This window comes from Klebsiella sp. KP20-425-1, from assembly GCF_025813515.1.
Taxonomy (GTDB): domain Bacteria; phylum Pseudomonadota; class Gammaproteobacteria; order Enterobacterales; family Enterobacteriaceae; genus Klebsiella; species Klebsiella pneumoniae.
Window position 1 is genome coordinate 4879911 of record NZ_CP109614.1, and the last position, 20376, is coordinate 4900286.

The window sequence follows — 20376 nt, forward strand, 5'->3', positions numbered from 1 at the left end:
ATGTCATAGAAAAAGAGGATGATCACATCCGAGGGGGGTTGCCCCTGCCCGTTGACCGGCAGAGACAACCTGCTGGAGAGCGGCTTACATTACCGCGGCAAAAGCTTTCGCTACCTGCTGAACATTACGTGAGTTTAACCCCGCCACGCACATGCGTCCGCTGGCAATCAGGTAGACGCCAAACTCGTCGCGCAGACGATCCACCTGCGCCGCGCTAAATCCGGTATAGCTGAACATCCCGCGCTGCTTGAGCAGGTAATCCACTTTGCTACCCGGGGCAACCTGCTGCAGCGCGTCGACCAGCGCCTGGCGCATGGTCAGGATGTGCGCGCGCATGGCGTCCACTTCCGCCTGCCAGGTGGCTTTCAGAGCTGCATCGTTCAGCACCGTCGCCACCACCTGCGCGCCAAAGCTTGGCGGGCTGGAGTAGTTGCGGCGCACGGTGGCCTTCAGCTGCCCCAGCACGCGGCCCGCGGTTTCGCTGTCTTCACAGACCACGGACAGACCGCCGACGCGCTCCCCGTACAGCGAGAAAATTTTGGAGAACGAGTTGCTGACCAGCATCGGCATCCCGGCGCTGGCGATGGCGCGAATAGCGTAGGCATCCTCTTCCAGCCCCCCGCCAAAGCCCTGGTAGGCGATGTCGAGGAAGGGGATCAGCTGACGCGCTTTCAATACCTCAACCACGCGGTCCCACTGGGCTGGCGTCAGGTCGGCGCCGGTCGGGTTGTGGCAGCAAGGGTGCAGCAGCACAATATCGCGGGCCGGCAGCGTTTGCAGCGTCGCCAGCAGGTCCTCAAAGCGCACGCCGTTGGTGGCTTTATCAAACCAGGGGTAAGTACTTACTTCGAAGCCAGCCCCTTCAAAAATGGCGATGTGGTTTTCCCAGGTCGGATCGCTGACCCAGACATGAGACTCAGGAAAGTAACGTTTGAGGAAGTCGGCCCCGACCTTCAGCGCGCCCGAACCGCCGACCGTCTGAATAGAGGCAATGCGATTTTGCTTAAGCGCGGTATGCTCTGCGCCAAACAGCAGCGGCGCAATCGCCTGACGGTAGCCGCTCAACCCTTCCATTGGCAGATACAGCGAGGCGCCATGCGGCTCGGCGTTCAGGCGTGCTTCCGCTTCCGCCACCGCCTGCAGCTGCGGGATAATGCCGTCATCGTTGTAGTACAGCCCGATACTCAGGTTGACTTTGTCGCTTCGCGGGTCTTCTTTGAAGCGTTCCATCAGAGAAAGAATAGGGTCGCCGGCGTAGGCGTCAACTTTTTGAAACACGCGATGTATCTCCAGGTTTACATGGGGCAGGTTCTTACACAATAAACCGGATATGACGGCAGGTCGAGAGGATGTTGAGGGGAAAGTGACCGCGCAGCGGTATAAACCGCTTTTTTGAGCGCCGCAGGCCTGGTGCGTACCGGATCAGCCTCTGTGCTATCCGGTACGCCAGAGGCTTAGTCGAGGTATTTCATGGCGACGCGGGAGGTCAGTCGCGTAATAAGTTCGTAAGCACTCACTTTCGTTATCTCGGCGATGCGCTCTACCGGGAGCCCCTCTCCCCACAGCACTACCGCGTCGCCGGCCTTATCCTGGGCCTGCGGTCCGAGATCAACGCAGATCATATCCATCGCCACCCGGCCGACAATCGGTACTTCCCGGCCATTGACCAGCACCGGCGTGCCCGACGGCGCGGCGCGCGGATAACCGTCGCCATAGCCCATCGCCACCACGCCGAGACGGGTATCGCGTTCGCTGATCCAGGTGCCGCCGTAGCCGACGGGCTCCCCTGCTTTATGCTCGCGCACCGCAATCAGGCTGGACGTCAGGGTCATCACCGGCTGGCAGCCGAAATCTTTCCCGGTGGAGCGATCGTCCAGCGGCGACACGCCATACAGGATAATTCCGGGGCGCACCCAGTCGTAATGCGATTGCGGCCACAGCAGAATACCGCCCGAGGCGGCGATAGAGCGCAAGCCCGGCTTGCCTTCGGTAAAGGTGGTGAAGATGTCCAGCTGGCGTTCGGTGGCGCCGCAGGTCGGCTCATCGGCGCGCGCGAAGTGGCTCACCACGTTCACCGGCTGGCGGACGTTTTTACACTGGCTCAGACGCTGATAAAACGCCTCGGCTTCCTCCGGGCGCACCCCTAAGCGATGCATGCCGGTATCCAGCTTCATCCACACGGTCACCGGCTCGGGGAGATCGGCTTGCTCCAGCGCCGCCAGCTGTTCGGGGCTATGCACCGCCGTATGCAGGCGCTGGGCGGCGATCACCGCCAGGTCTTCCGCAGCAAAAAAGCCTTCCAGCAGGAGGATCGGCTGGGCGATGCCCCCCGCTCGCAGGCGCAGCGCCTCTTCCAGGCGGGCGACGCCAAAGGCGTCGGCGTCGGTCAGCGTTCGCGCGGTCTCGAGAAGACCGTGTCCGTAGGCGTTCGCTTTCACTACCGCAACCAGTTTGCTGGCGGGCGCCAGTTCACGCAGACGTTGCAGGTTGTGTCGCAGAGCGCGGCGGTTGATAACTACAGTTGCCGCTTGCATTTGAATTCCTTAATAAAAGAAGGCGGAAGGATTACTCATCATCATACTGAGGACCGGCATAATTATCGAAACGCGACCACTGGCCGTTAAAGGTCAGTCGCACGGTGCCGATCGGGCCGTTACGTTGTTTACCAATGATAATTTCCGCGATGCCTTTAAGATCGCTGTTCTCGTGATAGACCTCATCACGGTAAATGAACATGATTAAGTCGGCATCCTGTTCGATAGAGCCGGACTCACGCAGGTCGGAGTTGACCGGGCGCTTATCGGCGCGCTGCTCCAGCGAGCGGTTAAGCTGCGACAGCGCCACTACCGGCACCTGCAGCTCTTTCGCCAGCGCCTTCAGCGAGCGGGAGATTTCGGCAATCTCAAGGGTACGGTTGTCGGAGAGCGACGGCACGCGCATCAGCTGCAGGTAGTCGATCATAATCAGTCCGATGCCGCCGTGCTCGCGGGCGATACGCCGCGCGCGGGAGCGCACCTCCGTCGGCGTCAGGCCGGAGGAGTCATCGATATAGATATTGCGCTTTTCCAGCAGGATGCCCATGGTGCCGGAGATCCGCGCCCAGTCTTCGTCGTCCAGTTGACCGGTACGAATGCGGGTCTGATCGACGCGCGACAGCGAGGCCAGAGAACGCATCATGATCTGTTCCGAGGGCATCTCGAGACTGAAGATTAATACCGGTTTGTCCTGCAGCATCGCCGCGTTTTCCACGAGGTTCATCGCGAAGGTCGTTTTACCCATCGATGGACGGGCGGCGACGATAATCAGATCCGACGGCTGCAGGCCGGCGGTCTTTTTGTTGAGGTCGTCGTAGCCGGTATTGACCCCGGTGACGCCGTCATGGGGCTGCTGGAACAGCTGTTCGATACGGGCGACAGTGGCATCGAGGACATCGGCGATGTTCTTCGGCCCTTCGTCTTTGTTGGCCCGACTTTCGGCGATTTTGAAAACCCGGGATTCGGCGAGGTCGAGCAGATCTTCGCTGGTTCGCCCCTGTGGGTCGAAGCCGGCTTCGGCGATCTCGTTGGCCACCGAAATCATTTCGCGCACCACCGCGCGTTCGCGCACGATGTCGGCATAGGCGCTGATGTTAGCCGCGCTGGGCGTATTTTTGGACAGTTCGGCCAGATAGGCGAAGCCGCCCACGCTGTCCAGCTGCCCCTGACGCTCCAGCGACTCGGCGAGCGTAATCAGGTCAATCGGGCTGCCGGACTCCTGCAGGCGCGCCATCTCGGTAAAAATATGACGGTGCGGACGGGTATAAAAGTCGTCGGCAACGACGCGTTCGGCGACGTCGTCCCAGCGCTCGTTATCCAGCATTAAACCGCCCAACACCGACTGCTCCGCTTCAATCGAGTGCGGCGGGACTTTCAGCCCGGCGAGCTGCGGATCGCGTTCGCGGGTTTCTGTCTGTGGTTTGTTGAAGGGTTTATTTCCTGCCATAGCCTAACATTTCACCGATCCGGAAAAGAGCGTGACAGTATAGCGAGAAAGCCATTGCCGCTAAAGAACCCATTAAGCGTGGCAGGCCTGAGGCGGGTAAGAAAATCCGTCGCCGCCGGCGCAGGCTGTTAAGCTTACTGAATAATCTCGGAACAACACAGGAGCGAACATGGCAACACGCATCGAATTTTCGAAACACGGGGGACCGGAGGTGCTTCAGGCGGTTGAGTTCACGCCACGCGATCCCGCAGAACATGAGATTCAGGTCGAAAACAAAGCCATCGGCATCAACTATATCGACACCTATGTTCGCAGCGGCCTCTATCCGCCGCCGTCGCTGCCGAGCGGCCTGGGCACCGAGGCGGCCGGCATCGTCAGTAAAGTTGGCCATGGGGTCACGCATATTAAGGTAGGCGATCGGGTGGTGTACGCCCAGTCGGCGCTCGGCGCCTACAGCACGGTACACAATGTGCTGGCCGACAAAGCGGCGGTCCTGCCGGACGCTATCTCTTTCGAACAGGCCGCCGCGTCGTTCCTCAAAGGATTAACGGTCTGGTATCTGCTGCGCAAAACCTATGAAATTAAGCCTGATGAGATGTTCCTGTTTCACGCGGCCGCTGGCGGTGTGGGGCTGATAGCCTGTCAGTGGGCGAAAGCGCTGGGGGCGAAACTTATCGGTACCGTCGGCAGCGCGCAGAAAGCGCAGCGCGCCAAAGAGGCGGGCGCCTGGCAGGTGATTAACTATCGCGAGGAGTCTATCGTGGAGCGGCTCAAGGCGCTCACCGACGGTAAGAAAGTGGCCGTCGTCTACGACTCGGTGGGGAAAGATACCTGGGAGGCCTCTCTGGACTGCCTGCAGCGCCGCGGCCTGATGGTCAGCTTTGGTAACTCCTCCGGTCCGGTGACCGGCGTTAATCTGGGGATCCTGAATCAAAAAGGCTCCCTGTACGTCACTCGCCCATCGCTGCAGGGCTATATCACCAACCGGGAAGAACTGGAGGAAGCCTGCAGTGAACTGTTTTCGCTGATCGCCAGCGGGGTGATTAAAGTGGACGTGGCTGAAAGTCAGATCTATCCGCTGAGCGAAGCGCGGCGGGCGCATGAAGTTCTGGAGAGCCGGGTGACGCAGGGTTCGAGTTTGCTGCTGCCATAAGTTGGCAGAAGGGGCAAAAGTTTAGGGCTTCCACCTGGGAAGCCCTTACTTTTTTTTAGTTCGGCTGTATGTAGGGTACAGCGCGATGAATTCGTTAACGCGCTAATAGTGACAGATTTGCGCAGCAATGCCTACGCGGTTGTCTGCAAAATTGTTCAGGTTGTGACGCACCCCTCAATACCTTAGTAACGCCAACGGTTATTGTCGCGAAAAGCATTTCCGTTCGGGGATTTCAGCGCCCGAATAACCCACACCGCCGCCACCGCCAGCAGCAGCCACGGCAGTAATTTGATCATCAAGGCGAACAACCCGCCGACGAACATCAGCGCCGTCGCCACCACGATTGCCGCGATAATCCCCAGCAGCGATACGCCGGTGACCAGCAGCATGACAAAAAATCCAATGACAAATAGCAGTTCCAGCATGGTTCTCTCCCCAAAAAATGAATACTTCACTCTGCAGGTATTACAAAAAGCATGCCAACCATAAGCTTTTGACTTTAAAACAAAACGCCCCGCGACGGTGCGCGAGGCGTGGTCAATTTCACCAGGTTTTGGTCAGAAATTAACGTTTATCTGCCACCAGCTTCAGGGCATGCTCCAGCACTGCAATATCGGCGCCGGCTTTATGCGCATTTTCGCTCAGGTAGCGACGCCACTGGCGAGCGCCGGGGATCCCCTGAAACAGCCCCAGCATATGGCGGGTAATATGGCCCAGATAGGTGCCCTTGCTGAGCTCGCGCTCAATATAGGGGTACATGGCTCGCACCACCGCTACCGGATCGGCATCCGCGCCGGCGACGCCGAAAATTTCACGGTCGACCGAGGCCAGAATGCCCGGGTTCTGATAGGCCTCACGCCCGACCATCACCCCATCCATATGCTCAAGCTGTGCTCTGGCTTCGTCCAGCGATTTGATGCCGCCGTTGATCGCCATCGTAAGGTGGGGGAAATCGCGCTTCAGCTGCCAGACGCGGGGGTAATCCAGCGGCGGGATCTCGCGGTTCTCTTTTGGACTCAGGCCGGAGAGCCAGGCTTTGCGGGCGTGAATAATAAACATCTCACACTCGCCCTTGCCGGAGACCGTCTCAATGAAATCGCACAGAAACTCATAGCTATCCTGGTCGTCAATGCCGATACGGGTTTTCACCGTGACCGGAATCGACACCACATCGCGCATCGCTTTGATGCAGTCGGCCACCAGTGGCGCATTGCCCATCAGGCAAGCACCAAACATCCCGTTCTGTACGCGGTCGGAGGGGCAGCCGACGTTGAGGTTGATCTCATCATAGCCGCGCGCCTCGGCCAGCTTCGCGCACTGCGCCAGGGCCTGGGGATCGCTGCCGCCGAGCTGCAGAGCAACCGGGTGCTCTTCTTCGCTATAGGCCAGATAGTCCCCTTTGCCGTGAATAATCGCCCCGGTGGTCACCATTTCGGTATACAGCAGCGTATGCCGCGACAGCAGCCGCAGGAAGTAGCGGCAGTGTCGGTCGGTCCAGTCGAGCATCGGCGCGATGGAGAAGCGGTGAGCAGGGAAAACAGGTGACGTTGATTCAGGCATCATGGCGAATAAATAAGCATCCGGGTAAAAAGGGGCGCTACTATAGCATAAAGATACACCACAGGCGCATAGTGCGCCGCGCTTCGCCCCTCACCTGAAATGATTACTTTTTCCGCGGCTTGCCGTCGTGTGGACCGAAGAACTGCGGCGGATGGTCAACCCAACGATCCTGGCGCGTCGCGGCATAGCCGGGATTGAGCGGGTAATAAATGCGGTTGTACTTCTTGTTGGCCTCGCCCACCACCAGCAGACGAACTTCCTGCTCGGTGTTATTGAGAAAGGTGTGGCAGATGCCGGTACCAGCGGGAAAACCCACGCTGTCGCCGGGCTCCAGCTTCCAGAGATAGCCGTTTATCCACACTTCCGGATAGCCCTCCAGCACGTAGATGAACTCTTCCTCATCGCTCTCCGCGTGTGGATAAGAGGTGCGCCGCCCGGGCGGCAGCCGCTCGTGGTGGATCCCCAGCCGGTTGAGACGTAAACCTCGCCCCAGCGGCGCGCCGATTGAAAAACGCTCCGGGCTGTCGGGATAAGTAGCATCGTCGGGCCCTTCCAGTTCGCGCCAGTGGCGAATGCAATCAGGTCGTTTCATCGTTTTCTCCCGAAAATGAGACACTTCAGATATAGCATACCCAGGGTCGGGCGTGTTGTGATTAAATCGGACATGGTGGTTTTAGCGAGCGGCTAAGGCGTAGTCTGCTCGAGAATAAGCGGCCAGCGCTCGGGACGGGCGCCGGTGCCGACAACCTGAAGTATGACCCGTATCACCTGCCGGCTCTCGGTGTTTTCTGAGGAACGTGATAAAGTAACAGATTCAAATTCACGCAATCCGAGGATGCTCATGGATAAGACCCCTTCGCAAGAGATGTTAGCGCATGCTGAAAAGCTTTGCGCACAGCGCGGCGTACGCCTGACTCCACAGCGTCTGGAAGTGTTGCGCCTGATGAGCCTGCAGCAAGGGGCAATCAGCGCCTACGATCTGCTGGACTTGCTACGTGAAAAAGAGCCGCAGGCGAAGCCGCCGACGGTTTACCGTGCGCTGGAGTTTTTACTCGAGCAGGGTTTTGTCCATAAGGTAGAGTCAACCAATAGCTATGTGCTGTGCCATCTGTTCGACCAGCCGACCCATAGCTCGGCCATGTTTATCTGCGACCGCTGCGGCGTGGTAAAAGAAGAAGCGGCGGAAGGGGTGGAAGATATCATGCATACGCTGGCGGCCCGCATGGGGTTTGCCCTGCGCCACAATGTGATAGAAGCTCACGGGCTTTGCGCGGGCTGCGTGGAAGTCGAAGCCTGCAGCACCCCGGGACACTGCCAGCACGATCATACTATTCAGCTCAAAAAGAAAGCCCGCTGAGCGGCTGCCGCAGCGGGAAAAAGGGTTAACGGCGCGTCCCTGCGCCATTCAGACAGGCACTAACACAAATGCTTCATTCTTCGGATCAAGGAACGCTACCAGCGATAGTCGTTCTTATGCTCCCAGTCTGAGACTTCTTTCTCAGCCTGATCTTTCTCATAGCCGTAACGCTCCTGAATTTTGCCGACCAGCTGGTCGCGCTTCCCTTCGATTACGGTCATATCATCATCGGTAAGTTTGCCCCACTGTTCCTTGGCTTTACCTTTAAACTGTTTCCAGTTACCGCCGATTTCGTCTTTATTCATAATAACGTCCTCATCATTCGGTGGGTTTACAGCCCGTTTTGTGCCGGACATGGTATTAACTATAGATGAGAATGCTGGCGTCGATTCGTTATTCGGAATTTTTAACCATCGCACCGCGGGATAACGCGAAGAGGATGTTCCCGGCTTGCGCCACGCTGAGCCGGGCTATTGAATCGCCCTGTAAGCGTAGCGCGACCGGGGAAGGTCACGGCTAGCGGCAATGACGGGAGATAACTAACTAAACCATGTGCCGCGTCGCCAGTGACGACGCCAGATCAGCGCCAGCGACAGGCCGCGCAGGGCGAGGAACACCGCCAGCGCCAGCCACAGACCATGGTTGCCAAGCACCGGTAGCGTAAGCAGCGTCACGGCAAACCCCGCCGCGGCGACCGCCATACTGTTCCTCATCTCAGCGCCGCGCGTCGCGCCGATAAACATGCCGTCCAGCAGATAACACCAGACGCCGACCACCGGCAGGATCGTCTGCCAGATCAGATAGCGATCGGCCAGCTGCTGCAGGGAAGGCAGTGAGGTTAACAACGCGATAATGTACTGCCCCGCCAGGCTGTAAATCAGGGCAAACGCCAGCGCCACCATGCCGGACTGCCGGCAGGCCGCCCGCCACACCTCCAGCAACTGGCTACCGTCGCGCGCGCCGTAGGCCTGGCCGGAGTGAGCCTCCACGGCATAGGCAAAGCCATCCAGCGCGTAGGCGGTAAAGGTCAGCATGGTCATCAGTACGGCGTTCACCGCCACGATGTCGCTGCCCAGACGGGCGCCGAACACGGTCAGTGCGCCAAAGCACAGCTGCAGCAGCAGAGAGCGCAGCATGATGTCCCGATTCAACGCCAATAAACGGCGCAGATCCCCGCGCCAGGCGTTTTTCAGCATCGCCAGCGACACGCCGCGCAGCGTCAGCACCCGCTTCGCCATCAGCAGGCCAATAATGAGGGTGGCGTACTCCGCGGTGACCGTGGCCAGCGCCGCTCCCTGGACGTTCATCCGCAGGCCCATCACCAGCCACAGATCGAGCACAATATTCAGCAGATTACCCACCACCAGCAGAATAACCGGCGCCCGGGCGTACTGGACGCCCAGCAGCCAGCCGAGCAGCACCAGGTTGGCCAGCGAGGCGGGGGCGCTGAGCCAGCGAATTTCGAGAAACCGTCTCGCCTGCTCAAGCACCGCCTCGCTGCCGCCGACAATATGCAGAGCGAGGTCAATTAGCGGCAGGCGAAGCAGGATAATAAGCACCCCGGCGCCCAGCGCCAGGGCCAGCGGCTGCACCAGCGCCCGCGCCAGGCGCTGCGGATCTTTGGCGCCCCAGGCCTGAGCGGTGAGCCCGGTGGTGCTCATGCGCAGGAACAACAGCAGCATGAAGAGGAAACTGGTGGCCGTCGCCCCGACCGCTACGCCGCCGAGGTATACCGGGCTGTCCAGGTGGCCGATCACCGCCGTATCCACCAGCCCCAGCAGCGGGACGGTGATGTTGGAGAAAATCATAGGGAGGGCAAGACGCCACAGCGCTTTATCGGCAGCGTTGAGCAGCATGTTTGAGGACCTGATTGAGGAAAAACGTCGCAGCGTCACGCAACAGATGACGCTGCGCAGAGGCAGGCGCTACAGCCATTCTCCATTACGGATCACGCCAACGGCCAGACCCTCAATGGTAAAACTCTGCTGGCGCAGATCGACGACGATCGGGGAAAACTCGCTGTTTTCCGGCAACAGTTCAACGACATTGCCCTGCTTTTTCAGACGCTTCACCGTCACTTCTTCATCGATACGCGCGACAACCACCTGGCCGTTACGCACATCCTGGGTTTTGTGGACCGCCAGCAAATCGCCATCCAGAATACCGATGTCTTTCATCGACATCCCACTGACGCGCAGCAGGAAATCGGCGTTGGGCTTAAACATCGACGGGTCGACCTGATAGTGGCCTTCAATATGCTGCTGCGCCAGCAGCGGCTCACCGGCGGCGACGCGGCCGATCAGCGGCAGGCCTTGCTCTTCTTCCGTCAGCAGGCGAATACCGCGAGAAGCGCCGGAGACGATCTCGATCGCGCCTTTACGCGCCAGCGCTTTCAGGTGTTCTTCCGCCGCGTTTGGGGAACGGAACCCCAAGCGCTGAGCAATTTCCGCACGCGTCGGCGGCATGCCCGTCTGGCTGATATGATCCCTAATGAGATCAAACACCTCTTGCTGCCTGGTCGTTAACGCTTTCATTCCGCCCCCTGGGTGTATATACAGTTATGCTGTGAGTATATACAGCTAACGGTGATTTTGGAACCACATGGCACACAAAAATCGGCGGATTGTTCATATTTTGCGAGGGTTAGCGAAGAACGTTAGTGATAATGACTCCACAGCAGCGTTCCCCAGGTGATCAGCGCGATGATAATCGCCAGCAGAACCGCCGCCGACCCCATATCTTTGGCGCGCCCTGAAAGCTCGTGAAAATCCGAGCCGATACGGTCCACAACCGCTTCAATCGCGCTGTTGAGAATTTCGACTATCATCACTAGCAGGACCGAGCCAATCAGCAATACGCGGGTGATGGCGTCGACGTCCAGCCAGCAGGCTACCGCGACGGCCACGATAGCGGCGACGCCTTCCTGACGAAACGCAGCCTCGTTGATCCACGCCGCGCGAAATCCTTTCCAGGAGTAACCTGCCGCCTTAATGATCCGGGTTAACCCGGTGGTATTATTGGCCATCACAAAACCTTTTTACGTAAATGACGTCGATGAGTGTGCGCGTTTGCCGCGTGGTAACGGAAATTTTGCCCACTTTCTGTTATTCTTGCCGCGCATTTGCATGATTAACCAGAGGCTTCACATCGTTTATGTCCGGCTGGCAACGAATTTACTATAAATTACTGAATTTACCATTACAGGTGCTGGTAAAAAGCAAGTCTATTCCGGCAGAGCCTGCCCAGGAATTAGGACTCGATACCTCGCGTCCGGTCATGTACGTCCTGCCCTATAATTCGAAGGCGGACCTGCTGACGCTGCGCGCCCAATGCCTGGCGCATGATTTACCTGACCCGCTTGAACCGCTGGAAATCGACGGCGCCCTGCTGCCGCGTTACGTATTCATCCACGGTGGGCCGCGCGTATTTACTTATTACACGCCAAAAGAAGAGTCCATCAAGCTGTTCCACGATTACCTCGATCTGCACCGCAACCATCCGGACCTCGATGTGCAAATGGTGCCGGTTTCGGTCATGTTCGGCCGTTCGCCGGGTCGCGAGAAAGGAGAAGTCAATCCGCCGCTGCGGATGCTGAACGGCATTCAGAAATTTTTCGCCGTCTCCTGGCTCGGCCGCGACAGCTTCGTGCGCTTCTCGCCGTCCGTTTCGCTGCGCCGCATGGCGGATGAGCACGGTACCGATAAGATCATCGCCCAGAAGCTGGCTCGCGTCGCTCGCATGCATTTTGCCCGCCAGCGGCTGGCCGCCGTCGGCCCACGTCTGCCGGCCCGCCAGGATCTGTTTAATAAACTGCTGGCCTCGAAAGCGATTGCCCGCGCGGTGGAAGACGAAGCGCGCAGCAAGAAAATTTCGCACGAGAAGGCACAGCAGAACGCTATCGCGCTGATGGAAGAGATTGCGGCGAACTTCTCATACGAGATGATCCGCCTGACCGACCGCATTCTCGGCTTCACCTGGAACCGCCTGTACCAGGGCATCAACGTGCATAACGCCGAGCGCGTACGCCAGCTGGCGCACGACGGCCATGAAATTGTCTATGTCCCCTGCCACCGCAGCCACATGGACTATCTGCTGCTCTCCTACGTCCTGTACCATCAGGGGCTGGTCCCTCCGCATATCGCGGCGGGCATCAACCTCAACTTCTGGCCGGCCGGGCCGATCTTCCGCCGCCTCGGCGCCTTCTTTATTCGCCGCACCTTTAAGGGCAACAAACTCTATTCCACCGTGTTCCGCGAATACCTTGGCGAACTGTTCAGCCGCGGCTATTCCGTGGAGTATTTCGTCGAAGGCGGCCGCTCCCGTACCGGCCGCCTGCTCGATCCGAAGACCGGTACGCTGTCGATGACCATCCAGGCGATGCTGCGCGGCGGAACCCGACCGATCACCCTGGTGCCGATTTACATCGGCTATGAGCACGTGATGGAGGTAGGAACCTACGCCAAAGAGCTGCGCGGCGCCACTAAAGAGAAAGAGAGTCTGCCGCAGATGGTGCGTGGCTTGAGCAAGCTGCGCAACCTGGGCCAGGGTTACGTTAACTTCGGCGAACCGCTGCCGCTGATGACCTATCTTAACCAGCATGTGCCGGATTGGCGGGAAGCGATCGACCCGATCGAAGCGGTTCGCCCCTCCTGGCTGACGCCGACGGTGAATAGCATCGCCGCTGACCTGATGGTGCGCATCAATAACGCCGGCGCGGCCAACGCCATGAACCTGTGCTGTACGGCGCTACTGGCCTCCCGCCAGCGTTCGCTGACCCGTGAGCAGCTCACCCAGCAGTTAGAGTGCTACCTCGCGCTGCTGCGCAATGTGCCCTATTCTCCGGATGCGACCGCCCCATCCGCTTCGGCCAGCGAGCTCATCGATCATGCACTGCAGATGAACAAGTTCGAAGTGGAGAAGGACACCATTGGCGACATCATCATCCTGCCGCGCGAGCAGGCGGTGCTGATGACCTACTATCGCAACAATATCGCCCATATGCTGGTGATGCCGTCGCTGTTAGCCGCTCTGGTGACTCAGCATCGTCATCTCAGCCGCGCCGAAGTGCTGCGTCATGTGGAAACACTCTATCCGTTCCTCAAGGCCGAGCTGTTCCTGCGCTGGGAAAAAGCGGAGCTGGCCGGAGTGGTGGATGCGCTGATTGCCGAGATGCTGCGTCAGGAGCTGATCGTCGTCGATGGCGATGTCATGAGCCTCAACCCGTCGCACTCTCGCTCCCTGCAGCTGCTGGCCGCTGGCGCCCGCGAGACGCTGCAGCGCTATGCCATCACCTTCTGGCTGCTGAGCGCTAACCCGGCGATCAACCGCAGCTCGCTGGAAAAAGAGAGTCGCACCGTGGCCCAGCGTCTGTCGGTGCTACACGGCATCAATGCGCCGGAGTTCTTCGACAAAGCGGTGTTCAGCACCCTGGTGTTGACCCTGCGCGATGAAGGCTATATCAGCGACACCGGCGACGCCGAGCCGGAAGAGACCCTGAAGGTTTATCGGATGCTGGCGGATTTGATTACGTCGGATGTCCGACTGACCATTGAGAGCGTCACGCAGGACGACGCGTAACGCGGCGTTTGCTGCCCCCCGGAATGCCGGGGGGCAGCGGACAGGAGGTTACAGATAGCTCATCGCCAGGCCAAGGAACAGCACCAGCCCGACGTAGTTATTGTTCATAAACGCTTTGAAGCAGTTATCGCGGTCGCGATTGAAGATAAGCTTCTGCTGCCAGCCAAACAGACCCGCCGCCACGAACAGCGACCAGTAATATTCCCAGCCCAGCCCATTCAGCCAACCCACCGCGCCCATCAGCGCCAGTACGGCTACCTGCAGAATACCGATAATCAGTCGATCGTTTTCACCGAACAGGATCGCCGTCGATTTAATGCCGATCTTGAGGTCGTCATCGCGATCCACCATCGCATACTGGGTATCGTAGGCTACCGCCCACAGAATATTGGCGAGGAACATCAGCCAGCAGCTCAGCGGTAGCGATTCGCTGACGGCCGAGAAGGCCATCGGGATCGACCAGCCAAAGGCCGCGCCCAGCACCACCTGCGGCAGATGAGTGTAGCGCTTCATAAACGGATAGACCCACGCCAGCGCCAGCGCCGCCACCGACAGCAGAATGGTCATGGTGTTGAGGGTGAGCACCAACAGGAAAGAGAGCAGCACCAGCACGATAAACAGCGTTCGCGCCTCTTTCTCGGTAACATCGCCGCTCGGCAGCGGACGGCGGGCGGTACGCTTTACGTGACCATCAAATTTTCGGTCGGCATAGTCATTCACCACGCAGCCGGCGGCGCGCATCAGCCAGACGCCGGCGACGAATACCGCCAGGATCCACAACGGCGGGACGCCCAGCGAGGCCACCCATAGCGCCCACAGCGTCGGCCACAGCAGCAGCAAAGCGCCGATCGGTTTGTCAGTGCGCATCAGGCGATGAAACGCCAACAGCTTATTCTGCGACAGACTCCACTCCATTTTTTCTTCCTCTTAGTACAACGGCGACGCAGGCAAAAAAAGCTCGGTCAGCAGCAGGGGTTTGCCGCTCAGCCGCAGGCGGGAACGACGCCCCCACAGCGCTGCATCGCGACCAATTTCAATAAAATCGCGGGTTAATGTCGACGACGTAAACAGGTATCGGCCCAACGGAGTTTGCCCGAGCTGCTGTAGCGCCAGCTCCGGACCACACAGCGTCGACTCCGGCGCCACCGTGCGCCCGGCCAGCCAGGGCTCGCCATCGGCATTGAGTATAATCTCCCGCAGCCAGTAGCGCGGCTCGTCGGGCAGCAGCGCCGCTTCGTCAGTCAGCGCGTCACGGCCGATATACCCTTCGTTAACCAGGGTCACGGTGACCTGCTTTCCTTGTTGTTCAAAGCGCTGGGTCATTGAGTCCTCCAGCAGCAGCCAGTCACTTAGCGGCGGCGGCAGGGATGGCATAACGGCAAAATAGCGCAGCGCACGCAGTCGCGTAAGCGCAGGATGGGACATGCCTGATTCTCCGGTACATAACGTGAAAGCATTGTATCGCAGAATAGGCGGTTGGTGGCGGGCAAACGTCAATATACGATCATTCACGCAACAGCCATGCAACAGGCTGCCGCGCGTGCAAAAAAAGGTGCATCCCGGAGGATGCACCTAAAGGCTGTGCCTAAACATCAGCATTGTGGGGAGACGATTACCCCTTGCCTTTTACACTGCTGATAAAGGTGGAACGAGCGGATTTCGAGCCGAGGCGCTCAGCTTCGTTCATCAATTTCAGGGCTTTGTCGATGTCACCTTGTTTCACCGCCTGCTTAATACCATTGTTGAAGTAGGTTTCGGTATCGCTGAGCATCGGTTCGCTTTTGGCGGCCGGCGCCGCGGCGGCGGCTGGCGCGGCTACCGGCGCCGCGGTGTTGCCGACGGTTACCGGACCCGGGCCGGAGGAGCCGAACAGCGGCCCCACCAGCACGCTGGAAGTGCTATTAGTTTTCACTTTCAGCTTCAGCACGCCATCGGTGGTATGTTTAGCGATCGGATCCGGGATATCCGGGGCCGCATTGCCAGCGCCTTTGGCATAGGCTTTCGCCGGATCCAGCAGGGTCGTGGTCTGCTGGAGATCTTTTTCAGTGGTAAACACCAGCACATAGAGCTTTTGCTGGCCCAGCGCCGGGGTCAGGCGCATCACGCCGCCCAGGCGGTCAGCGGTCATCACGCCCGGCTGCTGATAGGTAAAGTAATTGCTGGGGAAGAACGCCGCGGGCGTCATGTTCTGGTCGAGAATCAGCACGTTCGGCGCAAAAATCTGCTTATGTTTGTTCAGTTCGCTGTCGAGCGTCAGGGTCAGCTCACCGATATTGGCCGGCACGCTCCAGGCGGCGACCGGTCCGACGATCCCCGGGACATCCAGGCGTTGACCGCCGGTGGTTAAATCAACGCTCTGCGTCTTTGATTGATCGGCAGGCGTCCAGATCAGCTGCTGCAGCGCGCTGGCTGGAATAGCCGGCGCGGCGCTGGTGTTCTGCGGTACAAAGTTAACATCGGCAAGGCTCATCCCCGGCACGCATGCCAACATCCCTGCGGATAAACACAGAGCGACGAGAGTTTTCTTCATTTTCATTCTTCTCACCTTGGATAGCATCGGTTTAGCGGTAGCCAGGCAATAGCGCGCTAACCCTGAATAATCAGGAGGGGCTGACGCCCCTCCCAGGTTACACCCGTCCTGCGGACGGTATTACCACCACACTTCCATCTGGGCACCGAAGGTAACTTCGCTGTCGTCACCGCGGCTGGAGGTGAAAGCGCCGCTTCCGCTGCTGTCTTTCGTCTGCAGACCGGAGGTGTTGCTGTAGCCCCAGTTTTCATCCCACTTCGCGTAGGTTGCGAAGATACGGATAGCCGGACGAGACCAGACGCTGTTGCCTGCCTGCCACTGTTGAGCCAGAGTAATTTTGTACTGGTTGTTGTTTTCGCTGGTACGCTGGGATTTCACGTTGTCGTAACCGATTTCCAGCTGGGTGCTCATGATCGGCGTCCATTTGTACATCGGACGGACACCCACGGTGTACCAGGTAGAACCGTTCTTGCTGTCCAGATCCACGTCCTGGTACATTGCCACGTACATCAGGCCCCAGTCATCGTTGAAGTCCATCGCGCCGTGATCCAGAACGCGGATCATGCTGCCGTTGTTATCGATGCTGGTCCCCTGAGAGTGGCCGCTGTTCCAGGAGGTCATTGCGTCAGTGGCGTACTGAACCACAAACTTGTTGAAGCCGCCCCAGATAGACTGAGTATGTTCACCGGTCCACATCCAGCCGTCTTTCGACGCGCCGTCTTCCAGGCGATAGTCATCCTGCGGGTTAGCACGGCCGTAATCGACCCCTAACTCCAGCACGCCGCCCGGGTTGGTTTCCAGACCCGCCAGACGGATATCAAAGACGTCGTTGGCAGTTTTCGCAGCATATTTTTTGGTGTCATCGCTGGAGAAAGTATAAGAGCCGCCGCTTTCTGAGTTACGGGTAGCGGCCAGAGAGAGCTTACCGAAGCCAAGGTCAACGTTTTCCAGACCTGCACCCGGGCCGGAGATATCCCAGTAGTAGAAGTCGATCATGTGAACGTCATGACGCTGATAGAAGCGTTTACCCGCCCACAGCGTGGAGCCCGGCAGCCAGTCGATCAGGTTTTTACCCTGGATGTTGGCTTCACGGAACGCCGGAGAGGTGCTTTCCCAGTCATCTTCCTGATTCACGGAATAGGCAACGTTAGTATCGAAATAAAAACTCTTATCCCCTTCCTTCCACAGCTCCTGGCCCAGCTTCAGTTCCGCATAGGTTTCACATTCGTTACCAAGACGGTATTTACTTTGAGCGCCGGTTGCTTTGAAGCACTGTTGCTCGCCGCCGCTGCCGGTCCAGCCAATGCCGGAACGCGCGTAGCCATGGAAATCGACAGCCAGCGCCTGAGCAGACATCACGCCTGCTGCGACGGCGACCGCCAGAGGAAGTTTGCGCAGAGTAATCATCATTCTATCTCCTGAGATCATTGCTTTTCTTTGCACGCTTCGCCGGTATATCGCCAGCCGGGTTCGCGCTTTTTTAATGGGAAGCCTTACACGCCCGGCTCTTTATGCAGCCGACGACAAGCGGTGCCATCCTCACGGAATAAATGGCAACGTTCTGGCGGCAAACCGATAGCGAATGTGGCTCCCTCTTCTACCAACACCACGTCGTTCTGGCGGTAAACCAGGTTCTGACGGATGGCGGGGATCTGGATATGAATTTGCGTTTCGTGACCGAGCTGTTCGACGACCTGGACCTCGCCTTCAAGGGTTACATCGGCGATATCGCTGGGCAATAAATGCTCCGGTCGAATACCTAAGGACATATTGGCGCCCGCCTGCACGTTGGCGCTGTCCACCGGTAGCCAGATTTGCTGACGGTTCGGCAGTTCAACCTGCACCTGATCGATAGCCGTCGCGGTGACTTTGACCGGCAGGAAGTTCATCTTCGGTGAACCAATGAAGCCGGCAACGAAGCGGTCAGCCGGATAGTGATAGAGCTCCAGCGGTTTCCCAACCTGCGCCACACGGCCGGCGTCGAGGACCACGATCTTGTCGGCGAGGGTCATCGCTTCCACCTGATCGTGGGTGACATAGATCATGGTGCGGCCCAGTCGCTTATGCAGACGGGAGATTTCGATACGCATCTGGACGCGCAGGGCGGCATCGAGGTTGGAAAGCGGCTCATCCAGCAGGAAAACGCTTGGCTCTGCCACCAGCGTACGACCAATCGCCACGCGCTGGCGCTGACCGCCGGAGAGGGCTTTCGGTTTACGCTCCAGCAGATGGGCCAGCTGCAGCACTTCCGCAACCTGAGTCACCCGCTGGTTAATCAGATCTTTTTTCGCGCCGGCCAGCTTCAGGCCAAACGACATATTTTCCGCAACGGAAAGGTGGGGATAGAGTGCATAAGACTGGAATACCATCCCAACGCCGCGTTCTGCCGGTGGGATCTCGTTCATGCGGGTGTCACCGATAAACAGGTCCCCGCTGGTAATAGTTTCTAACCCGGCAATCATACGCAGCAGGGTAGATTTGCCGCAGCCCGATGGCCCGACAAACACGACGAATTCCCCTTCGTGGATATCGAGATTGATATCTTTCGATACCACCACGTCACCCCAGGCTTTCGTTACATTTCGCAGCTGTACGCTCGCCATGCCCTTCTCCCTTCGTTACAACCTGTCACTAACAGTCACATTCAAGATGGGTCGACTATGCGGCATTCATTACGCAGGCAAATCCTCCACCCCCCGGCTTTTTTATGGGGGAGGAGATGGGAGGATGAGAGATTGGCTCTCGCCGCGGGGGATGGCGGGCGGAGCGTGATTTCGTGATGGAGGCGACAAAATTGGGCGCTTTTTTCTGTGCTCCAGGACGCAATACGGCCGTTTTTGCAATGGAGATCACACAACCAGCGGGTGGGGCGTAGACCTGGGGAGGATGGAAAGGGGTTGTTAAAAAAGGAAACTCATCATCGTTAAGCCACCGAAGTGTATCCACGAGTACAACACCAAAAAGGACGGGTATATGAAAATCAAAACTGGCGCTCGCATCCTCGCGCTGTCGGCACTGACCACGATGATGTTTTCCGCCTCTGCCCTCGCAAAAATTGAAGAAGGTAAGCTGGTTATCTGGATTAACGGCGACAAAGGCTACAACGGCCTCGCTGAAGTGGGTAAAAAGTTTGAAAAAGACACCGGCATTAAAGTTTCCGTAGAACACCCGGACAAGCTGGAAGAGAAATTCCCGCAGGTTGCGGCGACCGGCGACGGCCCGGACATCATCTTCTGGGCGCATGACCGTTTCGGCGGCTACGCGCAGTCGGGCCTGCTGGCGGAAATCACCCCGGACAAAGCGTTCCAGGACAAACTCTATCCGTTCACCTGGGATGCGGTTCGCTATAACGGCAAACTGATCGCCTACCCGATCGCGGTCGAAGCCCTGTCCCTGATTTACAACAAAGACCTGGTGCCGAACCCGCCGAAGACCTGGGAAGAGATCCCGGCGCTGGATAAAGAACTGAAAGCGAAAGGTAAGAGCGCGCTGATGTTCAACCTGCAGGAACCGTACTTCACCTGGCCGCTGATCGCTGCCGACGGCGGATACGCGTTCAAGTTTGAAAACGGCAAGTACGATGTGAAAGACGTCGGCGTGGACAGCGCAGGCGCGAAAGCGGGCCTGACCTTCCTGGTTGACCTGATCAAGAACAAGCACATGAATGCCGATACCGATTACTCCATCGCGGAAGCGGCCTTCAACAAAGGCGAAACCGCGATGACCATCAACGGTCCGTGGGCGTGGTCTAACATCGATAAGAGCAAGGTTAACTACGGCGTGACCCTGCTGCCAACCTTTAAAGGCAAACCATCGAAACCGTTCGTTGGCGTGCTGAGCGCGGGGATCAACGCCGCCAGCCCGAACAAAGAGCTGGCCAAAGAGTTCCTCGAAAACTACCTGATGACCGATCAGGGTCTGGAAGCCGTTAACAACGACAAACCGCTGGGTGCCGTGGCGCTGAAATCCTTCCAGGAAAAACTGGAAAAAGATCCGCGCATCGCTGCCACCATGGCGAACGCCCAGAAAGGCGAAATCATGCCTAACATCCCGCAGATGTCTGCCTTCTGGTATGCCGTTCGTACCGCGGTTATCAACGCCGCCAGCGGTCGCCAGACTGTCGATGCTGCGCTGAAAGATGCACAGAGCCGTATCACTAAGTAAGAAAACGGCGGGTGGCGCGTGCGCCTACCCGCCCTACCACTACGGCTCGGACCG

The 20376-nt window shown here is 58.5% G+C and carries 20 protein-coding genes; 5 read left to right on the plus strand and 15 right to left on the minus strand.

Features of this window, described 5'->3' with window-relative positions; all coding sequences use genetic code 11:
- Positions 1-84 precede the first annotated feature (84 nt).
- The 3 genes from tyrB to dnaB all read right to left on the minus strand — a co-directional run bounded on the left by tyrB (position 85) and on the right by dnaB (position 3981).
- Positions 85-1278 (minus strand): aromatic amino acid transaminase, encoded by a 1194-nt coding sequence (gene tyrB / locus OHJ17_RS23815; RefSeq protein WP_002884946.1) that lies wholly within the window; start codon positions 1276-1278, stop codon positions 85-87.
- Positions 1279-1454: 176 nt separating this feature from the next.
- Positions 1455-2534 carry an alanine racemase gene (alr, locus tag OHJ17_RS23820; RefSeq protein ID WP_002884943.1) on the minus strand — a complete coding sequence of 360 codons (1080 nt, stop codon included), beginning with the start codon at positions 2532-2534 and terminating at the stop codon, positions 1455-1457.
- A 31-nt stretch (positions 2535-2565) separates the two neighbouring features.
- Positions 2566-3981 (minus strand): replicative DNA helicase, encoded by a 1416-nt coding sequence (dnaB, locus tag OHJ17_RS23825; RefSeq protein ID WP_002884942.1) that lies wholly within the window; start codon positions 3979-3981, stop codon positions 2566-2568.
- A 169-nt stretch (positions 3982-4150) separates the two neighbouring features.
- Here dnaB and OHJ17_RS23830 point away from each other — a divergent pair, with 169 nt between their 5' ends.
- Positions 4151-5134: a quinone oxidoreductase gene (locus OHJ17_RS23830; RefSeq protein WP_002884941.1), complete on the plus strand. Its 984-nt coding sequence runs from the start codon at positions 4151-4153 to the stop codon at positions 5132-5134.
- A 182-nt stretch (positions 5135-5316) separates the two neighbouring features.
- Here OHJ17_RS23830 and pspG read toward each other — a convergent pair whose 3' ends face one another.
- The 3 genes from pspG to OHJ17_RS23845 all read right to left on the minus strand — a co-directional run bounded on the left by pspG (position 5317) and on the right by OHJ17_RS23845 (position 7286).
- Entirely contained in the window at positions 5317-5559 is a 243-nt protein-coding gene (pspG, locus tag OHJ17_RS23835) for an envelope stress response protein PspG (RefSeq protein WP_009484997.1), read from the minus strand.
- Positions 5560-5698: 139 nt separating this feature from the next.
- Positions 5699-6697: a tRNA dihydrouridine(20/20a) synthase DusA gene (gene dusA, locus OHJ17_RS23840; protein ID WP_025368550.1), complete on the minus strand. Its 999-nt coding sequence runs from the start codon at positions 6695-6697 to the stop codon at positions 5699-5701.
- A 100-nt stretch (positions 6698-6797) separates the two neighbouring features.
- Positions 6798-7286: a cupin domain-containing protein gene (locus OHJ17_RS23845; RefSeq protein ID WP_002884935.1), complete on the minus strand. Its 489-nt coding sequence runs from the start codon at positions 7284-7286 to the stop codon at positions 6798-6800.
- Between the two features lie 249 nt (positions 7287-7535).
- On the opposite strand from OHJ17_RS23845, the gene zur reads away from it, so the two are divergent.
- Entirely contained in the window at positions 7536-8051 is a 516-nt protein-coding gene (gene zur / locus OHJ17_RS23850) for a zinc uptake transcriptional repressor Zur (protein ID WP_002884931.1), read from the plus strand.
- A gap of 95 nt (positions 8052-8146) precedes the next feature.
- Here the strand turns inward: zur and OHJ17_RS23855 are convergent, their stop codons facing one another.
- Positions 8147-8356 carry a CsbD family protein gene (locus OHJ17_RS23855; protein WP_004151747.1) on the minus strand — a complete coding sequence of 70 codons (210 nt, stop codon included), beginning with the start codon at positions 8354-8356 and terminating at the stop codon, positions 8147-8149.
- 65 nt (positions 8357-8421) lie between these two features.
- Between OHJ17_RS23855 and OHJ17_RS23860 the strand changes: the two genes are divergently transcribed.
- Positions 8422-8571: a hypothetical protein gene (locus OHJ17_RS23860; RefSeq protein ID WP_004219133.1), complete on the plus strand. Its 150-nt coding sequence runs from the start codon at positions 8422-8424 to the stop codon at positions 8569-8571.
- 19 nt (positions 8572-8590) lie between these two features.
- On the opposite strand, the gene dinF is transcribed toward OHJ17_RS23860, so the two are convergent.
- The 3 genes from dinF to OHJ17_RS23875 all read right to left on the minus strand — a co-directional run bounded on the left by dinF (position 8591) and on the right by OHJ17_RS23875 (position 11076).
- On the minus strand, positions 8591-9907 hold the full coding sequence (gene dinF, locus OHJ17_RS23865; protein WP_004151748.1) for an MATE family efflux transporter DinF: 1317 nt from the start codon (positions 9905-9907) through the stop codon (positions 8591-8593).
- Positions 9908-9976: 69 nt separating this feature from the next.
- Positions 9977-10585 carry a transcriptional repressor LexA gene (gene lexA, locus OHJ17_RS23870; protein ID WP_002884822.1) on the minus strand — a complete coding sequence of 203 codons (609 nt, stop codon included), beginning with the start codon at positions 10583-10585 and terminating at the stop codon, positions 9977-9979.
- 122 nt (positions 10586-10707) lie between these two features.
- Positions 10708-11076 carry a diacylglycerol kinase gene (locus tag OHJ17_RS23875; protein WP_002884819.1) on the minus strand — a complete coding sequence of 123 codons (369 nt, stop codon included), beginning with the start codon at positions 11074-11076 and terminating at the stop codon, positions 10708-10710.
- Positions 11077-11204: 128 nt separating this feature from the next.
- Between OHJ17_RS23875 and plsB the strand changes: the two genes are divergently transcribed.
- On the plus strand, positions 11205-13628 hold the full coding sequence (plsB, locus tag OHJ17_RS23880) for a glycerol-3-phosphate 1-O-acyltransferase PlsB (RefSeq protein WP_004178269.1): 2424 nt from the start codon (positions 11205-11207) through the stop codon (positions 13626-13628).
- A gap of 48 nt (positions 13629-13676) precedes the next feature.
- Here the strand turns inward: plsB and ubiA are convergent, their stop codons facing one another.
- The 5 genes from ubiA to malK all read right to left on the minus strand — a co-directional run bounded on the left by ubiA (position 13677) and on the right by malK (position 18761).
- The gene (gene ubiA / locus OHJ17_RS23885; RefSeq protein WP_032433759.1) at positions 13677-14543 is read right to left on the minus strand and encodes a 4-hydroxybenzoate octaprenyltransferase; all 867 of its coding nucleotides are present in this window, start codon (positions 14541-14543) and stop codon (positions 13677-13679) included.
- Between the two features lie 12 nt (positions 14544-14555).
- Complete coding sequence (gene ubiC / locus OHJ17_RS23890; protein ID WP_002884807.1) at positions 14556-15053, minus strand: chorismate lyase; 498 nt, start codon at positions 15051-15053, stop codon at positions 14556-14558.
- A 187-nt stretch (positions 15054-15240) separates the two neighbouring features.
- Positions 15241-16164, minus strand: a complete 924-nt coding sequence (gene malM / locus OHJ17_RS23895) for a maltose operon protein MalM (protein ID WP_004151749.1) — start codon at positions 16162-16164, stop codon at positions 15241-15243.
- A gap of 114 nt (positions 16165-16278) precedes the next feature.
- Positions 16279-17568, minus strand: coding sequence for a maltoporin (locus OHJ17_RS23900; protein ID WP_002884747.1), 1290 nt, complete (start codon positions 17566-17568; stop codon positions 16279-16281).
- An 83-nt stretch (positions 17569-17651) separates the two neighbouring features.
- Entirely contained in the window at positions 17652-18761 is a 1110-nt protein-coding gene (gene malK / locus OHJ17_RS23905) for a maltose/maltodextrin ABC transporter ATP-binding protein MalK (protein WP_002884743.1), read from the minus strand.
- Between the two features lie 370 nt (positions 18762-19131).
- On the opposite strand from malK, the gene malE reads away from it, so the two are divergent.
- Positions 19132-20322, plus strand: coding sequence for a maltose/maltodextrin ABC transporter substrate-binding protein MalE (gene malE, locus OHJ17_RS23910; RefSeq protein WP_002884740.1), 1191 nt, complete (start codon positions 19132-19134; stop codon positions 20320-20322).
- The last annotated feature ends 54 nt before the right edge of the window (positions 20323-20376 follow it).